This is a genomic window from Rhabdothermincola salaria (assembly GCF_021246445.1).
GTDB lineage: Bacteria > Actinomycetota > Acidimicrobiia > Acidimicrobiales > Acidimicrobilacustridaceae > Rhabdothermincola_A > Rhabdothermincola_A salaria.
This window is the reverse complement of sequence record NZ_JAJQXW010000002.1, coordinates 726,636-742,707: the sequence shown is the minus strand read 5'-3', so window position 1 is coordinate 742,707 and position 16,072 is coordinate 726,636. Positions and strand designations below refer to the sequence as shown.

Here is a 16,072-nt window from a genome sequence, read left to right as displayed (position 1 = left end):
CTCAGGCGGGGCCCATCAGCTGCGAGGCGATACCGACGACCTCGGTGACCTCGCTGAGCGACACCACCTCGACCATCAGCGTGCGCGAGGCCGAGCGTTCGAACTCGAGCACCACCTCGAGCCGGTCCCCGACCTCGAGCGGACGCCGGAGCCCTTCGAGCATCACGTGGGCGCCCCCCGGCTGGAACACGACCGTCGTGTCGCCCGGCACGGGGTAGTCGTCGCGGCCGGTCATGAGCACCAGGCCGTCGCGCTGCTCGGTGGCGTGCAGCGTGGCCCGCTCGGCGACGTCGGTGTCGACGCCCAGGAGGCGGTCCGAGCCTCCGTCGTTGGTGAGCGACACGTACACCGCCGTGTTGCCCTCCGCCGGGGCCGGGGTGGCCACGCCCGACGCGAAGGCCAACGCCGGTTCGGCGTCCGCGCCGCCTCCACCGGGCCACCACCCGGCCAGGCCGGCCAGCACCACCAGGGCGGCCGCCACCAGCGCCGCCACACCGACCCGTCGCGCTGGACGGTGCCGGCGCGACGGCCCGTCTCGATCCTGGCGGTCGTCCCAGGCGGCCATGATCGCGTCGGTCCGGTCGCCCACGGCTTCGGCGGGACCGAGCCGAAGAGCCCGGTGGGAGGCCTCCGCGTCACCGGCGAAGGCCCGGCAGCTCTCGCACCCGGCCAGGTGGTCGTCGAGGCCGCCGTGGTCGGCCGCGGGGAGCTCTCCGTCGATCCGGGCCGAGAGGGCCTCGCGCCACGGCGAGCACTCGGCCGGCAGGGCGATCGGAGTGTCCTTCCGGCCGGTCATCCCGTCTCCTCGGCGCGAGGGTCGCGAAGCGCGTCGACCAGGTCCTCGCGGGCACGCGCCACCCGGGAGCGGATCGTCCCCACCGGGCAGTCGAGGACCTCGGCGGCCTCGGCGTAGCTGAGGCCCAGCAGCTGGGTGAGCGCGAAGGCGTCGCGACGATCGGGGTGGAGGCGGGCCAACAGGTCCGCGGTGTGGACCATGGCTCCTGGTGAGGCCATGGGTTCGTCGGGGCCGCCCAGCCGGGACAGCAGGCGTCCGCGTGCTCCCCGACGACGGATGTCGTCGGCCGCCACGTTGCGGGCGATGGCCAGCAACCACGTGCGCGCCGACGATCGGCCTCGAAAGCGCCCGAGCGCGTCCAGTGCCCGCAGGTAGGTCTCCTGGGTGAGATCGTCGGCGGCCGACGGGCTGCTCAGCGCCCGGCAGAGCCGGTGGACCTCGGGCTGGGTGCGGCGCACGAACTCGGCGAAGGCGTCCCGGTCACCGTCTCGGGCGGCGAGCAACAGCCGCGTCGTGTCGTCCACCCCCCGAGCATCGCCGCTCCCTCGTCGGCTCACAACCCGGCGCGGGCGAGCCGTGTTCATGCCGCCACCACCACGGTGATCCGTCCGTCCTCATGGGCCGAGCAGGACCCTTCGAGCACACCGGTGCTGAGGGCTCGGTGGGCGATGGTCTCCCCGGCCGGCACGAAGAACGGACCGAGGAAGGCCGCGTCGACGTCCTCGTTGCGCACGACGACCACGTCGCCGACGTGGGGTTCGATCAGGCGGGGGACGGCGCTCACCGGCGCCCCGCTCGCCAAGCGGGACGCGGTACCAGCCGGGATCACGATCTCGACGTCACCGGGAGTCGACGCATCCACCATCTCGAACCGGGGGACGGCCCCGGGGCCTCGTTCCGATCCCCCGAGCACCAGCCATGCGCCCAGGGCCGCGGCGCCGACCAGCAGCACCGCGGTGACGGCCACGCTCGCCCCACGGGGGGATCGACTCACGGCCGTGACCTCACGCGGTGCGGACCTCGGCGGTCACGGTGACGGTGCCGGCCTGCTCGAGCTCGAGGGTGAGATCGACCGTCTCACCGGCCACGAGGGGGGCGGCCAGCTCCAGCAGCATCACGTGGTAGCCGCCCGGTTCGAGCGCCACCTCCCCACCGGCCGGCACGTCGATGGCAGACACCTCGTGCATGGTCATCATCCCCGGCGTTGCGGCCATGGTGGTCGGGGTCCCGTCCATGCCGGCATCGTCCATCTGGGCATCGCCGTCCATCTGGGCATCGCCGTCCATCTGGGCATCGCCGTCCATCTGGGCATCGCCGCCCATCCCGGTGGCGTCGTCGTCGGCCATCACCGTCTCGTGCAGCTCGGCCCGAGCGGCCACGTCGGAGGCGACGCTCACCCCCACCAGCCGGTCGTCCTCCTCGCCCCCCACCAGCACCATGTAGGCGGCGCCGTTCATCTGCCCGCTGGGGGACGTGCGCGCCCAGGCGTCGCGGACCTCGACGGTCGCCGCCGCCCCGCCGTCGGCCTCGTCGGTGGAGCCGCACGCGGCCAGCACCATCGCGGCCACGGCCAGCAGAGGCACGACCAGGAGGCGGCGAGGCCGCGTTCGTCGGCCGTCGATGCACGTGAGCGGTCGGTCGGTGGTCAAGGGGTCCTCCTCAGGACTGGGTCAGCAGGGTGGAGAGATCGGACGAGAGCTCGTCGGCGGTGACGCCGAAGCTCCAGGTCACGACGACCTGGCCCTGGTCGTCGACGCCGTACAGATAGGCCGAGTGCCCGACATCGGGTTCACCGTCGGCGTCGGTGGTGACCAGGTAGGACGCCCCGAACGCGTCGGCCGCGGCCCGCAGGGTCGCCGGGTCGTCGGTGCGCAGGGCCCGGGCCCGGTCGACGAACGAGGTGACGTAGCGCGGCATCACATCCGCCGTGTCCCGCTCGGGGTCGACGCTCACCATGGCGACTTCCACCTCGTCCACCAGCTCGGGGCGCTGGTCGAGCGCGGTGGCGATGGTCGCCATGGTGGTGGGGCAGATGTCGGGGCAGCTGGTGAACCCGAAGAACACCAACAGCAGCTCATCCGACTGCGCCCGCATGGCGGAGGAAGCTCCGCCATCGAGCACGTCGGGCAGTGCCACCTCCCCCACCTGCGGAGAAGGGTCCTGCTGGAGGCCGTTCAACGAGGCCGCGGACCCGTCGCTGCCGCACGCGGCGGCGAGCAGCGCCAAGGCGACGAGGACGACGATCACCCGCACCACGCCCGGGGTCGGGCCGTCGGGGTTGCGATGCGACCGAGTTCGGGCGGATGCGGGGCGCGGGGACCGGGGCACGCTGGTGGTAGTCGCACCAGGAGCGGCCCTGGTTCCCGACGATCCGCCGAGGCGGTGTGACATCGGTCAGGTCGTCCGGGCGGGTGGGTTCACGCCCCCGGGCACCGGAGGCCCACGACGGGCACGCGACGGGCCTGCGGCGTGTTGCGGCTCCTGCACCCGGCTGCCAACATGGCCGCGGCCACGACCCGGGGGGAACCGTTGAGCGCAGGACAACCGTTGCTGGCCGTCAACGGCCTGTCCACCCGCTTCGCCACGGACCGGGGCGAGCTCCTGGCGGTCGACGGTGTGTCCTTCGAGCTCGATCGGGGCGAGACGCTCGGGATCGTCGGCGAGTCCGGCTCGGGCAAGTCGGTGCTGGTCCGGTCGATCATGAACATCCTGCCCAAGGCGGCCTCGGTCGATCCCGCCTCGGAAGTGCTGCTCGACGGGCGGGACGTGCGGGGCCTCACGTTGGCCGAAGCCCGGCACTTCTTCGGGGTCGAGGTGGCCATGGTCTTCCAGGACCCGATGACCTCGCTCAACCCGGTCAAGAAGGTGGGCCAGCAGCTCACCGAGCCCCTGCGCTACCACCTCGGACTCAACCGCACCGATGCCCGCAGCCGCGCCGTCGAGCTGTTGGGTCACGTGGGGATCCCCCATCCGGAGCGGCGCCTCTCGCAGTACCCCCACGAGCTCTCGGGCGGCATGCGCCAGCGGGTCACCATCGCCATCGCGCTGTCGTGCGAGCCCAAGCTGTTGATCGCGGACGAGCCCACCACCGCCCTCGACGTGACCGTCCAGAAGCAGATCCTCGACCTCCTGCAGAGCCTGCAGGAGGAGACGGGCATGGGCATGATCCTCATCACCCACGACCTCGGGGTGGTGGCCGGACGGGCCGACCGCATCGGCGTGATGTACGCCGCCCGGTTGTCGGAGATGGCCCCCACCCGCGAGCTGTTCATCAACCCCCGCCACCCCTACACCACGGCGCTGATGCGTTCGATCCCCCGCGTCGAGCTGCCCAGCCACTCGACCCTGGAGGCCATCCCGGGACGACCTCCCGACATGGTCTCGCCCCCACCCGCCTGCCGGTTCGCACCCCGGTGCCCACAGGCCCAGCCCACCTGCGGTGAGGTCGACCCCGGCTACGTCGTGCTCGACGGACCCGCCCACCAGTGGTGCTGCCACTTCCCCACCGGCACCCCGGAGGGCGACGAGGCCCTGCGCCGCAACACCGAGGCCGGCGTCACCGCCGCCGGCCTCGACCTGCGCGCCGAGGTGGTGAGCTGATGGCCGGCAGCGGCACCGCCCACCTCCGCGGCGACCAGGACCCCGTGCTCACGGTGCGCAACCTGGTGGTCGAGTTCCCCACCGGCAAGGGCGAGGTGGTCCACGCCGTCAGCGATGTGAGCTTCGACATCCTCAAGGGCGAGACGGTCGGCCTCGTCGGCGAGTCGGGGTGCGGGAAGTCGAGCACCGGGCGCGCCATCATGCAGCTCCCCAAGCCCACGTCCGGTGAGGTCGTCCTCGACGGCCAGGACCTCACCGGCCTCGAGGGCGAGGAGCTGCGACGGGTCCGCACCCACCTGCAGATGATCTTCCAGGACCCGATCTCCTCGCTGAACCCGAGGCGCAAGGTCCGCGACATCGTCAACGAAGGCCCGCGGATCTGGCACGAGCGCTCCGGCCCCGAGCACGACCGCCACATCGACGAGATCCTCGAAGCGGTCGGCCTCGACCCGAAGGTCGTCGGCGACCGCCGACCCCACGAGTTCTCCGGCGGGCAGTGCCAGCGCATCTGCATCGCCCGCGCCCTCATGCTCGATCCCGAGGTCATCATCTGCGACGAGCCGGTCTCCGCGCTCGACGTGTCCGTGCAGGCCCAGATCCTCAACCTGCTCGAGAGCATGAAGCAGCGCTACGGCCTCACGCTGCTCTTCATCGCCCACGACCTGGCCGTGGTCAAGAACGTCAGCGACCGCGTCGTGGTGATGTACCTGGGCAAGATCTGCGAGGTCGCCGGCGCCGACCAGCTCTACGGCGAACCCGTCCACCCCTACACGCAGCTGCTCCTGCAGTCGATCCCGGTCCCGGACCCCGACAGGGAGAACGGCGACGGCACCATCAGCGGCGACCTGCCCTCGCCCATCGATCCGCCGTCGGGCTGCCGCTTCCGCACCCGGTGCCCGTTGGCCCAGGACGTGTGCGCCGAGACCGAGCCGGAGCTACGTGAGCTGCGCCCCGGGCACTACGTGGCGTGCCACTTCGCGGAGGAGTCGGCCGGCGGCGCCTGATCCTGCGGCTCGTTGGCGGCGCGCCGCGGCGCGTGTGGTCGACCTCTTCATCGTCTTCTTCGCCCAGCTCACCTTCATGGTGCTCGGCGGGAGCGCACTCGTCGGCCCCGACGGAGCTCGCTACCTCTTCGCCGTGCTGCTCACCGGCTACGAGCTGGTGTTCGTCGCCCGGTTGGGCCAGACACCGGCCAAGGACTGGTTGGACGTCAAGGTCGCCGCGCACCCCGGCACCGACACCCCGGGCCTGGCCCGCGCCGTGCGCCGATGGCTCCTCGTGCTGGTGGTGCTGCTGGTGCCCAACCCGTGGGTGGCCGGTGCCGTCCTGGTGGCGCTGGCGCTGCCCACCCTCGTCGGCTCCGGCCGGGGCCTGCACGACCTCGTGGCCGGCACGTGGGTCATCGCCTACGACGCCGACGAGCACGAGGAGCAGCCCGACGTCGACTTCGAGCGGCTCGACCGGCTCCGCAAGGAGCGCCGCCTGTTCCGCTTCCGAGCCGAGGACGACCCTCCGACCTGACCCGGTCAGATGGCGCTGGCGCGGGGGTCGAGCTTGGCGCGGGCCCGGTCGCCGATCTTGTTGAGGGCGAACACGGTCACGAACATCACCGCACCGGGCACGAAGACCAGGTGGGGGGTCTGCTGGAGGTCGTTCTGACCGGCGGCGATCATGTTGCCCCAGGTGGGGGTGGGGCGTTGGATGCCGACCCCGAGGAAGCTCAGCGACGCCTCGGCCACGATCAGCACGGCGATGATGATGAAGCTGTACGACAGCAGAGGGCGCACCACGTTGGGCACCAGCTCGAAGGCGATGATGCGCCAGTCCTTGGCGCCCATGGCCCGGGCCGAGAGCACGAACTCGCGTTGGGCCAGGGTGAGCGTGTTGGCCCGGGCCAGACGGGTGTAGGTGGGCACGCTCAACAGCGCCAGGGCCAGGGAGATGTTGAGCACGCTGGCGTCGACGGCCGCCACCACGGCGAGGAGCAGGATGAGCGGGGGGAAGGCGAGCATGGAGTCGGCGAACACGCCGACCACGGCGTCGAGCTTGCCGCGGAAGAAGCCGGCGGAGATGCCCAGCAGCCCACCGCCGACCATGCCGATGGCCACGGCCAGGAAGCTGACCTGCAGCGAGACCCGGGCGCCGTAGATGACACCGGCGAGGATGTCGAGGGCCTGGTTGTCGGTGCCGAGCGGATGGGCCGAGAAGAGGTCCGGTCGGAGGCGAGGCGTGTCCCGCAAGGTGGCAGCCGTGTCCTCGGACTCACCCAGCGGCAAGAGGTCGGCGAAGACGGCCAGCAGCACCAGGCCGACCACCCACACCACCGCCAGCCAGAAGCCGGTGTTGACCTTGCGCCCCTTGACGACGAAGAGCAGGGCGTCGAGGCCCATGTAGAAGGCGGCCAGGCCGACGGCGACCACCGGCGCCTGGGCCCACACGGTGAGCCCGGCCATCACGTCGAGGGCGACGAAGAGCAGCACGAGGCTCAGCGGCAGCAGCGCCACGCGGGCCCAGGGCCGGGCCGGAGTGGGCCGCGGCGCGGGCGTCGGCTCCTCGGGCTCGGCGGGCAGGTCTTCGAGCACGGGAGCCTCAGGCACGACGGATCCTCGGGTCGAGGTAGAGGTAGGACACGTCCACCACCAGGTTGATGAGGACGTAGAACACGGCGATCACCAGCACGCCGCCCTGCACCACGGTGAAGTCGCCGAGCACCACCCCCTGGTTGACGACGAGGCGGCCCATGCCGGGGATGGCGAAGATGGTCTCGACGATGACGGTGCCGCCGATGAGTCGGCCCAGGCTCACCCCGGCGAGGGTGACGAGCGAGAACGACGACGGCCGCAGGGCGTCGCTCCACAGCACCCGCCACACCGGCATGCCCTTGGCCCGCGCCGCCAGGATGTAGTCCTCCTGGAGCGTCGAGATCATGTCGCCGCGCAGCAGTCGGGTGAACACGGCGATCTCGGTGAGGGCCAGGGCGAACGCCGGGAGGAAGGCCGAGCGCAGGTTCTCGCCCAGGCCCTCCTCGGCGGTGATGCGGGAGAACCCGGTGCGAGGGAACTCGGGGAAGAAGGCGAACACCGCCAGGGTGGCGCCCACCACGGCGGCGGCGCCCCCGAGGCGGACCAGCACGGCCCGGTTGGTGTCGTCGCCCCAGCGCTTGGCGGCGCCGACCACCATGGCCCCGGCGATGGAGAACCCGAGCAGCAGCGTGGCCCAGCGCACGACGTCGGGTTGGAAGACGAAGAAGTAGGCCAGCAACAGCGCGGCCAGGAAGGTGGGGACGGAGATGAGGGCGGCGGTGAGGAACGACGACGCCCGATCGACGTGGCTGTCGGCTCGGTAGGCCGACCAGATGGCGAGGGGCACGGCGATGAAGAGCGCCATGAGCAGACCCATGGCCGCCAGCTGCAGCGTGATGGGCAGGCTGGCGCGGATCAGGTCGACCACGGAGTCCGTGGGCTGCAGCAGGGAGTTGCCGAGGTCGCCCTGGAAGGCGCTGCTCAACCAGTCCCAGTAGCGCGCCACGAGCGGCTCGTCGAGCCCGAGCTCGGTGCGCAGGTTGGCGATCGCCTCGGGCGTGGCGTCCGGGCCGAGGATGCTGACCGCGGGATCTCCGGGGACCAGGGCGATGAGGAAGAACGTGCCGAGCGTCACGAGGAACAGCACGGGCACCAGGCGGATCAGTCGTCGCCCGAACAGCCGCAGCATCGTTCGGGTCCCCTCCTTCGAATCTCAGGGAACCGACCCCGGGCGGCCCGCGCCTGCCCCCCGGGGTCGATCCTCGCTGCGGCTAGCTGTTGATGTAGGCGTTCCCGAACAGGAACGTGGTGGCGTTGCTGGGGATGATGCCCTCGATGTCATCGGTCCAGATGATGCCCTCGCGGGGAGCGCCGTAGATGACGCCGACCCAGTCCTCGTTGTAGATCGAGTTGACCTCGGCCATGGCCTCCTGGCGGGCCTCCTCGTCGGGAGCGGCGAAGAGGGCGTCGAGGGCGTCGTCCATGGCGGTGCTGGCGTAGCCCTGACGGTTGGACGAGCTGTCGCCGCGCAGGTTGCGGTTGAACGAGGTGATCCCGGTCTCGGGGCCGGAGTTCATGCCCCAGCAGGCGACGTCGTAGTCACCCTGGATGACCTGACCGATCTGGTCGGCGGTCGGGATGTTGGTCACGTTGACGTCGAACCCGACCGACTCGAGCAGGGCCTCGAGGGCCAACGAGGTCTCCGGCGCGGGCGGGGCGTTGGCGCACAGCACCTCGATCTGGCCGTCGAAGCCGTTGGCCTTGGCCTCCTCGAGGGCCGCCGTCGCGCCCTCGACGTCCGTGGCCATCTCCTCGATGGCATCGGAGTAGAGGCGGGAGTCGGGGGCCACGAGGGCCTTGTAGACGGCCATGTCGCCGTTGAAGGCCCGATCGTTGATGACGTCGATGTCGACGGCCAGGCCGATGGCCTCACGCACCTTGACGTCGGCGCCGGGACGACCGTCGCGGTGGTTGATCACGAACCCACCGCCGGCCTGCTGCTCGATGAAGAAGTTGTCGTTGCCGGCGTCGATGGCCTCGGTGATCACGGGGTCGTCGCGCAGGAAGGCGACGTTCAGGTCGCCGGCCTGGAAGGCGTCGTAGCTGGCCTGGGCGCCGGGCACGAACACGAACCGCAGGGTCTCGATGCACACCGGGCCGTCCCAGTAGTCCTCGCGGGCGGTCATGACCAGCTCCTCACCGGGCACGTTGCGCTCGACGACGTAGGGGCCGACACCAGCGGCGTCGGGGGGCTGGGCACCGAAGGCCTCGGCGTCGTCGCCGATGGCGTTGAGGTTCACGACCAGCCCGGGCTCGTCGGCGAACACCACCTGGAACTCCGACCACGGCTCGGACAGCGTGACCTCGAGGGTCTGGGGATCGACGACCGTCTTGTCCTCGATGGTGGTCATGAAGCCACCCGAGGTGTTGCGCACGCCCTCCTGCAGATAGCGGTCCATGTTGTCCGACACCATCTGGGCGTCGAGGGCGGTGCCGTCGCTGTAGGTGATGTCGTCGCGCAGCTTCAGGGTCCACACCGTGAAGTCGTCGTTGGACTCGAGCGACTCGGCCAGGCGAGGCTCGAAGGTGTTGGTCTCGAAGTCGAACGTCATCAGCGCGTCGTAGATGTTGATGAGCTCGGTGCCCCCCACGAGCGAGCCGCTGGCGAAGGGCGGGTCGAGCGACGAGGTCGGCGCGTACACGCCGTAGTCGATCTGGGTACCAGGGACGGTGGCGTCGCAGCGCTCGCCGCTGGCCTCCTCGGTGGTGTCCGGGCTGGCCGAACCACCGTCACCATCGCCGTCGTCGTCGCCGCCGCATGCGGCCGCCACCATGGTCAGCGCCAGCAACAAGGCCAGCGGTGCGAACCTCTTCGCTTTCACGAGCATCCCCCTCAAGAGTGAACGACCAGGGTCGGTGGACCCGACGCGCACGAGTGCTCCGCACGCCGCGGTGGCCCAGTGCCCCCGAGCCCGACGGCTCTCGCCGTCGGCGGCGACCTTACGAGGGCCTCCGCGGGGGGTCAAACACCACCCGACCGGCGGATGGCCGACGAGTGAACGCCCGACCGCGGCGGCCGGGCCGGTTCCACCAGGTGCCCGGCTACTGGATCTGGCTCCGCTGACGTCGTCGAACGCCAGGGAACCGACCCCGGGGCGGCCCGCGCCTGCCCCCGGGGTCGATCCTCGCTGCGGCTAGCTGTTGATGTAGGCGTTGGCGAACAGGAACGTCGAAGCCGTGGTGGGGATGATCCCCTCGACGTCGTCGGCCCAGATGATGCCTTCGCGGGGAGCGCCGTAGATCACGCCCACCCAGTCCTCGTTGTAGATCGAGTTGATCTCGGCCACGGCCTCCTGGCGGGCCTCCTCGTCGGGAGCGGCGAAGAGGGCGTCGAGGGCCTCGTCCATCTCGGCGCTCTCGTAGCCCACCCGGTTGGAGGGGCTGTCGGAGCGCAGGTTGAGGTTGAGGGCCGTGATCCCGGTCTCGGCCCCGGCGTTGAGACCCCAGCAGGCGATGTCGTAGTCACCCTGGATGACCTGACCGATCTGGTCGGAGGTCGGGATGGTGGTGACGTTGACGTCGAACCCGGCCGACTCGAGCAGCGCCTCGAGGGACAACGCGGTCTCCGGGGCGGGCGGGGCGTTGGCGCACAGCACCTCGATCTGGCCGTCGTAGCCGTTGGCCTTGGCCTCTTCGAGCGCCGCCTGGGCACCCTCGAGGTCGGTGGCCATCTCCTCGATGGCGTCGGAGTAGAACCGCGAGTCCGGGGCCACGAGGGCCTTGTAGACCGCCATGTCACCGTCGAAGGCCCGATCGTTGACGACGTCGATGTCGACGGCCAGGCCGATGGCCTCGCGCACCTTGACGTCGGCACCGGGCCGGCCCTCGTCGTGGTTGACGATGAAGGCACCACCGGCCTGCGGCTCGATGAAGAAGCTCTCGGTGCCGGCATCGACGGCCTCGGCGATCACCGGCTCGTCACGCAGGAAGGCCACGTTCACGTCGCCCGCCTGGAAGGCGTCGTAGGTGGCCTGGGCGCCGGGCACGAACACGAACCGCAGGGTCTCGATGCACACCGGGCCGTCCCAGTAGTCCTCGCGGGCGGTCATGACCAGCTCCTCGCCGGGCACGTTGCGCTCGACGACGTAGGGGCCGATGCCGGCGGCATCCGGGGGCTCCACACCGAAGGCCTCGGCGTCGTCACCGATGGCGTTGAGGTTCACGACGTAGCCGGGCTCGTCCGCGAACACGAACTGGAACTCCGACCACGGCTTGGACAAGGTGATCTCGAGGGTCTGGGGATCGACGACCGTCTTGTCCTCGATGGTGGTCATGAAGCCACCCGAGGAGTTGCGCACGCCCTCCTGCAGGTAGCGGTCCATGTTGTCCGACACCATCTGGGCGTCGAGGGCGGTGCCGTCGCTGTAGGTGATGTCGTCACGCAGCTTGAGCGTCCACACCGTGAAGTCGTCGTTGGGCTCGAGCGACTCCGCCACCCGGGGCTCGAACGTGTTGGCCTCGAAGTCGAACGTGAAGAGCACGTCGTAGACGTTGAGGAGCTGGGTGCCCCCCACCAGGCCACCGCTCACATAGGGCGGATCGAGCGACGGCGTCGGCGCGTACACGCCGTAGTCGACCTGGGTACCGGGCACGGTGGCCTCGCAGCGCTCGCCGCTGGCCTCCTCGGTGGTGCCGGGTTCGCCGCCGCCGTTCTCGTCGCCGTCGCCGCCGCATGCGGCCGCCACCATGGTCAGCGCCAGCAGCAGTGCCAGCGGCGCGAACGTCTTCGGCTTCACAAGGATCCCCCTCAGAGATGGAGCCCGAGGGCGGCCGATCGGCAGAGCGGTCACGCGCTGTGCCCCTCCCGACCCGGCCCCCCGGACTGACGACTTCCGTCGGCGGCGACCCTACGAGGGCCACCAGGAGCGGTCAAAACCCCGAGCGACAGCGAGGTGACGCGTCCATGAACGGGCCGGGCCGGGTCAGGAACCGCCGAGGCTGCTGCAGTCGTCGATGACGATCGTGCCGTCGGGCAGCTCCGCGGCCGCGCCGAACTGGAGCGACAAGGCGATCGGCGGCAGGGCCGAGAGCGGAAGGGACGTGGCGATCGCCGTGTCCTCGGCCTCGATCTCCAGCCCGGCCTCCTGGCGTTGCTCGCGACCCGAGGGCCAGGTGACCAGCGTCGACGACCAGTCGCCGTCGGTGCGGGTGAGGCGCAGCTCGAAGCTGAGCGACTCGAGCGGATCGCCCTGGGCCACCACGAAGGTGGGGTCGGCCACCTCGGCGAGGGGACCAGCGACGTCGAAGCGGACGAGGAGCTCGTCGCCCTCCACGACGGCCGATGCGCCCACCAGGTCGATGCCCGAGAGCGAGGCCCGCACGTCGTCGGGCACCCCGGGAGCGTCGAGATCGTCGGTGGGGTCGTCGCAGCGATCACCGGTGCTCGAGGGCACCAGGGTCGTCGCCGTGGCGGGAAGTGCGGGACCGTCCTCGTCGCTCCCGCTGTCGCTGCACCCGACGACCACCAGGGCCAGCACCCCCAGCGCCGCCGCCGACCGTGCTGAGCGGCGCCCGGTCACGGGCGGGGCGATGCCAGCCGCCGGCGGGTGACCTCGTAGCAGGCCAGGGCGCCGGCCGCGGCCACGTTGAGCGATGCCAGCTGGCCCAACAGCGGGATGCCGGCCACCGCGTCGCACCGTTCGCGCACCAGCCGGGAGAGGCCCTTGCCCTCGGCGCCGAGCACCAGGCAGACGGCCTGGTCGGCGACCTCGAGGTCGAACAGGTCGGTGTCGCCGCCGGCATCGAGGCCGATGACCCACACCCCGGCGTCGCGCAGCCCGCGCAGGGCGTTGGGGAGGCCGCCCACCAGCGCCATGGGGAGGTGTTCGACGGCTCCGGCGGCGGCCTTGGTGACGGTGGGGGTGACGTGCACGGCCCGGTGCCGGGGCAGGACGACGCCGGTCACCCCGGCGCACTCCGCCGAGCGCAGCAGCGCCCCGAGGTTCCCCGGATCGGTCACGCCGTCGACGGCCAGCAGGAACGGCGGAGCCCCTGACGGGCTCGGCCGGCGGGCCAGGTCGTCGACGTCCCACTCCTTCAGCGCCTGGGCCTTGGCCACCACCCCCTGGGGGGCGTCGGTGCGGGCCTCGGCGAAGAGACGAGTGCGAGTGACCTCGCGCACCGGCACCTTGAGGTCGAGGGCCAGCTCCACGATGTCGCCCAGGACCTCGTTGTCGTCCTGGTCCTCGGCGACGTAGATCTCGCGGATGCGTCGGGAGCCGGCCAGGAGCAGCTCCCGCACGGCCTGACGGCCCTCGACCTGGTCGCCGCCGATCCCGTCGTTCTTCGGTCCCCGGCGGCCCGGCTCGCGCGGGCCCGACGCCACCCGCCGGGGGCCGCCTCCGGGGCGGTCGGCCTTGCGCACCGACGCCGCCGCGTGCTTGGTCCGCTTGGCCTCCACCGCCTTCTTGGCCGCCGGCGACAGGGGCTTGGCCGCCTTCTTGGCCGGTCCCGCGCCCTTGGCGCCCCGCCCGGCCGGAGCGCCGCGACCGGGAGGACCGCCTCGTCCGCCCTTGCCGGCACCGCCCTTGCCCTTGCCCGAGCCGCGAGGCGGGGTCACGATCCCGACCCCGACGCGGTGACGACGGCGACGGCGACGCACGCCAGGCCCTCGACGCGCCCGATGGCGCCGAGGCCCTCGGCCCGGTTGCCCTTGACGGTGACGGGGGCGCCGACCGCCTCGGTGAGCGTGCGTTGCATCTCGTCCCTCCTCGGCGCCAGCTTCGGGCGCTCACAGATCACGGCACAGTCGACGTTGCCCGGTTCCCACCCGGCGGCGCGCACCCGAGCGGCCACCTCGGCCAACAACCCGACGCTGTCGGCCCCGGCCCACTGCGGGTCGGTGTCGGGGAAGTGCTGACCGATGTCCCCCAGGCCGGCGGCGCCGAGCAGGGCGTCGGCGCAGGCGTGGGCGACCGCATCGGCGTCGCTGTGGCCGGTGAGGCCTCGCTCGCCCTCGAAGTGCACGCCACCGAGCACCAACGGCCGCCCGGGATCGTCGGAGAAGGCATGGATGTCGAAGCCCTGCCCGACGCGAACGGTCATGACCTCAGGCTACGTTTCGCCGAGCAGGTCGAGCAGCGCCGCCGCCACGACCAGGTCGTGGCGACCGGTGATCTTCAGGTTCGTGCCCTCACCCGGCACCACCACCACCGATCCTCCGGCCGCCTCCACGAGGCCGGCGTCGTCGGTGGCGGCGCCCGCATCGGCGTGGGCCCGTCGCAGGATCGCCGCCCGGAACGCCTGCGGCGTCTGCACCGCCACCAACTCGTCGCGATCGAGCGTCTCGGCCACCACGTCGAGACCTTCGACGGCCGCGCCCATCTCGACCGGCGCCGGATGGACCCGCTTGATGGTGTCGGTGACGGCGACGGCGGGGATGGCGGCGTCGGCGCCGGAGCGCACCGCGTCGACGACCGAGCGGTACAGCGCCGGGGACGCCAGCGGCCGGGCGGCGTCGTGGACCACCACGACGGCCGCGTCGGCGTCCACCACGGACAGGCCGGCGCGCACGGAGTCGGCTCGCTCGGCGCCGCCGGGGACGGCGACGTCGGCGACGCCGGCGTCCACCAGCGCCACGCCCTCGTCGTCGTCGCCACGGGCCAGCACCACCACCACGTGGTCGGCCACCGCCCGGGCGGTGGACAGCGAGCGGTCGATGACCCGTTCGCGTCCCAGGCGCTCGTACTGCTTGGGCACCGTGCCCCCGAAGCGACGGCCCTGGCCCGCCCCGAGCACGATGGCCCAGACCGGCCCGTCGAGCGGGCCCTCGTCGGACGCAGCCGAGCTGTCTCCGGCGGCGCCGGTCGGGGAGGCGGTCAGGTGAGGACTCCGTCGAGCTGGGCCTCGGCCTCTTCTTCGGTGAGCTCGAGCGCGAAGGTGAGCTCCGACACGAGGATCTGGCGGGCCTTGGCCAACATGCGCTTCTCGCCGGCGGAGAGCCCCTTGTCGTTGTCGCGCAGGGTGAGGTTCCGCACCACTTCGGCCACCTGGTACACGTCGCCGGACTTGAGCTTCTCGACGTGGTTCTTGAAGCGTCGCGACCAGTTGGTGGGCATGCGCGCGTCCTTCTTGCGCAGGACGTCGTAGACCTCCTCGACCTCCTCCGCGGTGATGACCTCGCGCAGGCCGACCTCGTCGGTGTTGTCGACCGGGACCATCAGGGTCAGCTCGCCGTAGGCGAGGCGCAGCACGAAGTACTCCCGCTGCTCGCCGAACGCCTCCTTGGACTCCTTGCGCTCGATCACCGCCGCACCGTGGTGCGGGTAGACGACCTTGTCACCGACGTCGAACGGCATGCTGCTCCCTGCGCATCGTCCCGGGTCCTGGCTCGTCGAGGCTAGTTCGCCGTCGCGGCCCCTACGGGCGAGGTCCGGTGGCCGGGACGGTCGCCGCGCACGCCACCGAGCGTCCGGGTAGGATCGCCGCTCGTGGTGGAACCTCGGCTGTTGAGCGATGTGGAGTTCTTCAAGGGTTTCGAGGGCGCCGCCCTCGACGACCTGGTGGCGGCGGCGCAGACCCGCGCCCTCAACCGGGGCGACGTGATCTTCACCGAGAACCACGAGGCCACCGAGCTCTTCGTCGTCGAGTCCGGCCGCATCGCCATCGCCAACAAGTCCGACGACGGGCGCGAGTCCGTGGTGGCGCTCATGGAGAGGGGCGACCTCTTCGGCGAGATGCCGCTGTTCGACCGCATGCTCCGCTCGGCCGAGGCTCGGGCCCTCGAGCCCTCCGCGGTCACCGCCATCCCCTACGAGCCGCTGCGCTCCATCTACGAAAAGCGCCCCGAGCTGCTGTGGAACGTGGTGGAGCTGCTGGCCGGCCGTCTGCGCAACACCGACAACCAGTTGGCCGACTCGGTGTTCCTCGATGTCACCGGGCGCACGGCCAAGCGCCTGCTCGAGCTGGCCGGTGAGGCCGACGAGTTCTCGCTGCCGATCACCCAGGAAGAGCTCGCCGGCATGGTGGGCGCCTCCCGCGAGCGGGTGAACAAGGCCATCGCCAGCTTCGTGCGCCTGGGGTGGATCGACCAGGCCGAGCGCCGCTACCGCATCACCAACCGCGAGCAGCTCACCCGCCGGGCGCGCTGACGCCA

18 protein-coding genes are annotated in these 16,072 nt (G+C 71.5%); 4 read left to right on the top strand and 14 right to left on the bottom strand.

Features of this window, described 5'->3' with window-relative positions; translation table 11 throughout:
• Position 1: 1 nt before the first annotated feature.
• Genes LUW87_RS12685 through LUW87_RS18460 form a run of 5 tightly spaced genes read right to left on the bottom strand, consistent with a single transcriptional unit; the run spans position 2 to position 3,049 of the window.
• Positions 2-796 (bottom strand): copper chaperone PCu(A)C domain-containing protein, encoded by a 795-nt coding sequence (locus tag LUW87_RS12685; protein ID WP_232671542.1) that lies wholly within the window; start codon positions 794-796, stop codon positions 2-4.
• Positions 793-1,320, bottom strand: coding sequence for a sigma-70 family RNA polymerase sigma factor (locus LUW87_RS12680; RefSeq protein WP_346742546.1), 528 nt, complete (start codon positions 1,318-1,320; stop codon positions 793-795). Before LUW87_RS12680 ends, LUW87_RS12685 begins: the two co-directional genes overlap by 4 nt.
• A 56-nt stretch (positions 1,321-1,376) precedes the next feature.
• Positions 1,377-1,790 carry a hypothetical protein gene (locus LUW87_RS12675; protein ID WP_232671540.1) on the bottom strand — a complete coding sequence of 138 codons (414 nt, stop codon included), beginning with the start codon at positions 1,788-1,790 and terminating at the stop codon, positions 1,377-1,379.
• 10 nt (positions 1,791-1,800) lie between these two features.
• Positions 1,801-2,445: a copper chaperone PCu(A)C gene (locus LUW87_RS12670; protein WP_232671539.1), complete on the bottom strand. Its 645-nt coding sequence runs from the start codon at positions 2,443-2,445 to the stop codon at positions 1,801-1,803.
• 10 nt (positions 2,446-2,455) lie between these two features.
• Positions 2,456-3,049 (bottom strand): SCO family protein, encoded by a 594-nt coding sequence (locus LUW87_RS18460; RefSeq protein ID WP_232671538.1) that lies wholly within the window; start codon positions 3,047-3,049, stop codon positions 2,456-2,458.
• Positions 3,050-3,295: 246 nt separating this feature from the next.
• On the opposite strand from LUW87_RS18460, the gene LUW87_RS12660 reads away from it, so the two are divergent.
• From LUW87_RS12660 to LUW87_RS12650, 3 genes are read left to right on the top strand one after another with little or no spacing between them, the layout of a single operon-like run.
• Positions 3,296-4,396, top strand: a complete 1,101-nt coding sequence (locus LUW87_RS12660; RefSeq protein WP_346742561.1) for an ABC transporter ATP-binding protein — start codon at positions 3,296-3,298, stop codon at positions 4,394-4,396.
• The gene (locus LUW87_RS12655) at positions 4,396-5,400 is read left to right on the top strand and encodes an ABC transporter ATP-binding protein (protein WP_232671536.1); all 1,005 of its coding nucleotides are present in this window, start codon (positions 4,396-4,398) and stop codon (positions 5,398-5,400) included. The genes LUW87_RS12660 and LUW87_RS12655 overlap by 1 nt, the downstream gene beginning before the upstream one ends.
• Positions 5,336-5,917 carry an RDD family protein gene (locus tag LUW87_RS12650; RefSeq protein WP_346742545.1) on the top strand — a complete coding sequence of 194 codons (582 nt, stop codon included), beginning with the start codon at positions 5,336-5,338 and terminating at the stop codon, positions 5,915-5,917. The genes LUW87_RS12655 and LUW87_RS12650 overlap by 65 nt, the downstream gene beginning before the upstream one ends.
• Positions 5,918-5,922: 5 nt before the next feature.
• On the opposite strand, the gene LUW87_RS19315 is transcribed toward LUW87_RS12650, so the two are convergent.
• From LUW87_RS19315 to LUW87_RS12605, 9 genes are all read right to left on the bottom strand, one after another.
• The gene (locus LUW87_RS19315) at positions 5,923-6,993 is read right to left on the bottom strand and encodes an ABC transporter permease (RefSeq protein WP_232671534.1); all 1,071 of its coding nucleotides are present in this window, start codon (positions 6,991-6,993) and stop codon (positions 5,923-5,925) included.
• Entirely contained in the window at positions 6,986-8,107 is a 1,122-nt protein-coding gene (locus LUW87_RS12640) for an ABC transporter permease (protein WP_232671533.1), read from the bottom strand. The genes LUW87_RS19315 and LUW87_RS12640 overlap by 8 nt, the downstream gene beginning before the upstream one ends.
• Positions 8,108-8,189: 82 nt before the next feature.
• Positions 8,190-9,800, bottom strand: coding sequence for an ABC transporter substrate-binding protein (locus LUW87_RS12635; protein WP_232671532.1), 1,611 nt, complete (start codon positions 9,798-9,800; stop codon positions 8,190-8,192).
• A 312-nt stretch (positions 9,801-10,112) separates the two neighbouring features.
• Complete coding sequence (locus LUW87_RS12630; RefSeq protein WP_232671531.1) at positions 10,113-11,714, bottom strand: ABC transporter substrate-binding protein; 1,602 nt, start codon at positions 11,712-11,714, stop codon at positions 10,113-10,115.
• A 186-nt stretch (positions 11,715-11,900) separates the two neighbouring features.
• Entirely contained in the window at positions 11,901-12,497 is a 597-nt protein-coding gene (locus LUW87_RS12625) for a hypothetical protein (protein ID WP_232671530.1), read from the bottom strand.
• Positions 12,494-13,537 (bottom strand): 23S rRNA (guanosine(2251)-2'-O)-methyltransferase RlmB, encoded by a 1,044-nt coding sequence (rlmB, locus tag LUW87_RS12620; RefSeq protein ID WP_232671529.1) that lies wholly within the window; start codon positions 13,535-13,537, stop codon positions 12,494-12,496. Before rlmB ends, LUW87_RS12625 begins: the two co-directional genes overlap by 4 nt.
• Positions 13,534-14,022: a 2-C-methyl-D-erythritol 2,4-cyclodiphosphate synthase gene (gene ispF, locus LUW87_RS12615; RefSeq protein ID WP_232671528.1), complete on the bottom strand. Its 489-nt coding sequence runs from the start codon at positions 14,020-14,022 to the stop codon at positions 13,534-13,536. The genes rlmB and ispF overlap by 4 nt, the downstream gene beginning before the upstream one ends.
• A 9-nt stretch (positions 14,023-14,031) precedes the next feature.
• Complete coding sequence (ispD, locus tag LUW87_RS12610) at positions 14,032-14,715, bottom strand: 2-C-methyl-D-erythritol 4-phosphate cytidylyltransferase (protein WP_346742544.1); 684 nt, start codon at positions 14,713-14,715, stop codon at positions 14,032-14,034.
• Between the two features lie 80 nt (positions 14,716-14,795).
• Complete coding sequence (locus LUW87_RS12605) at positions 14,796-15,275, bottom strand: CarD family transcriptional regulator (RefSeq protein WP_232671526.1); 480 nt, start codon at positions 15,273-15,275, stop codon at positions 14,796-14,798.
• Between the two features lie 132 nt (positions 15,276-15,407).
• On the opposite strand from LUW87_RS12605, the gene LUW87_RS12600 reads away from it, so the two are divergent.
• The gene (locus LUW87_RS12600) at positions 15,408-16,067 is read left to right on the top strand and encodes a Crp/Fnr family transcriptional regulator (protein ID WP_232671525.1); all 660 of its coding nucleotides are present in this window, start codon (positions 15,408-15,410) and stop codon (positions 16,065-16,067) included.
• Positions 16,068-16,072 lie beyond the last annotated feature (5 nt).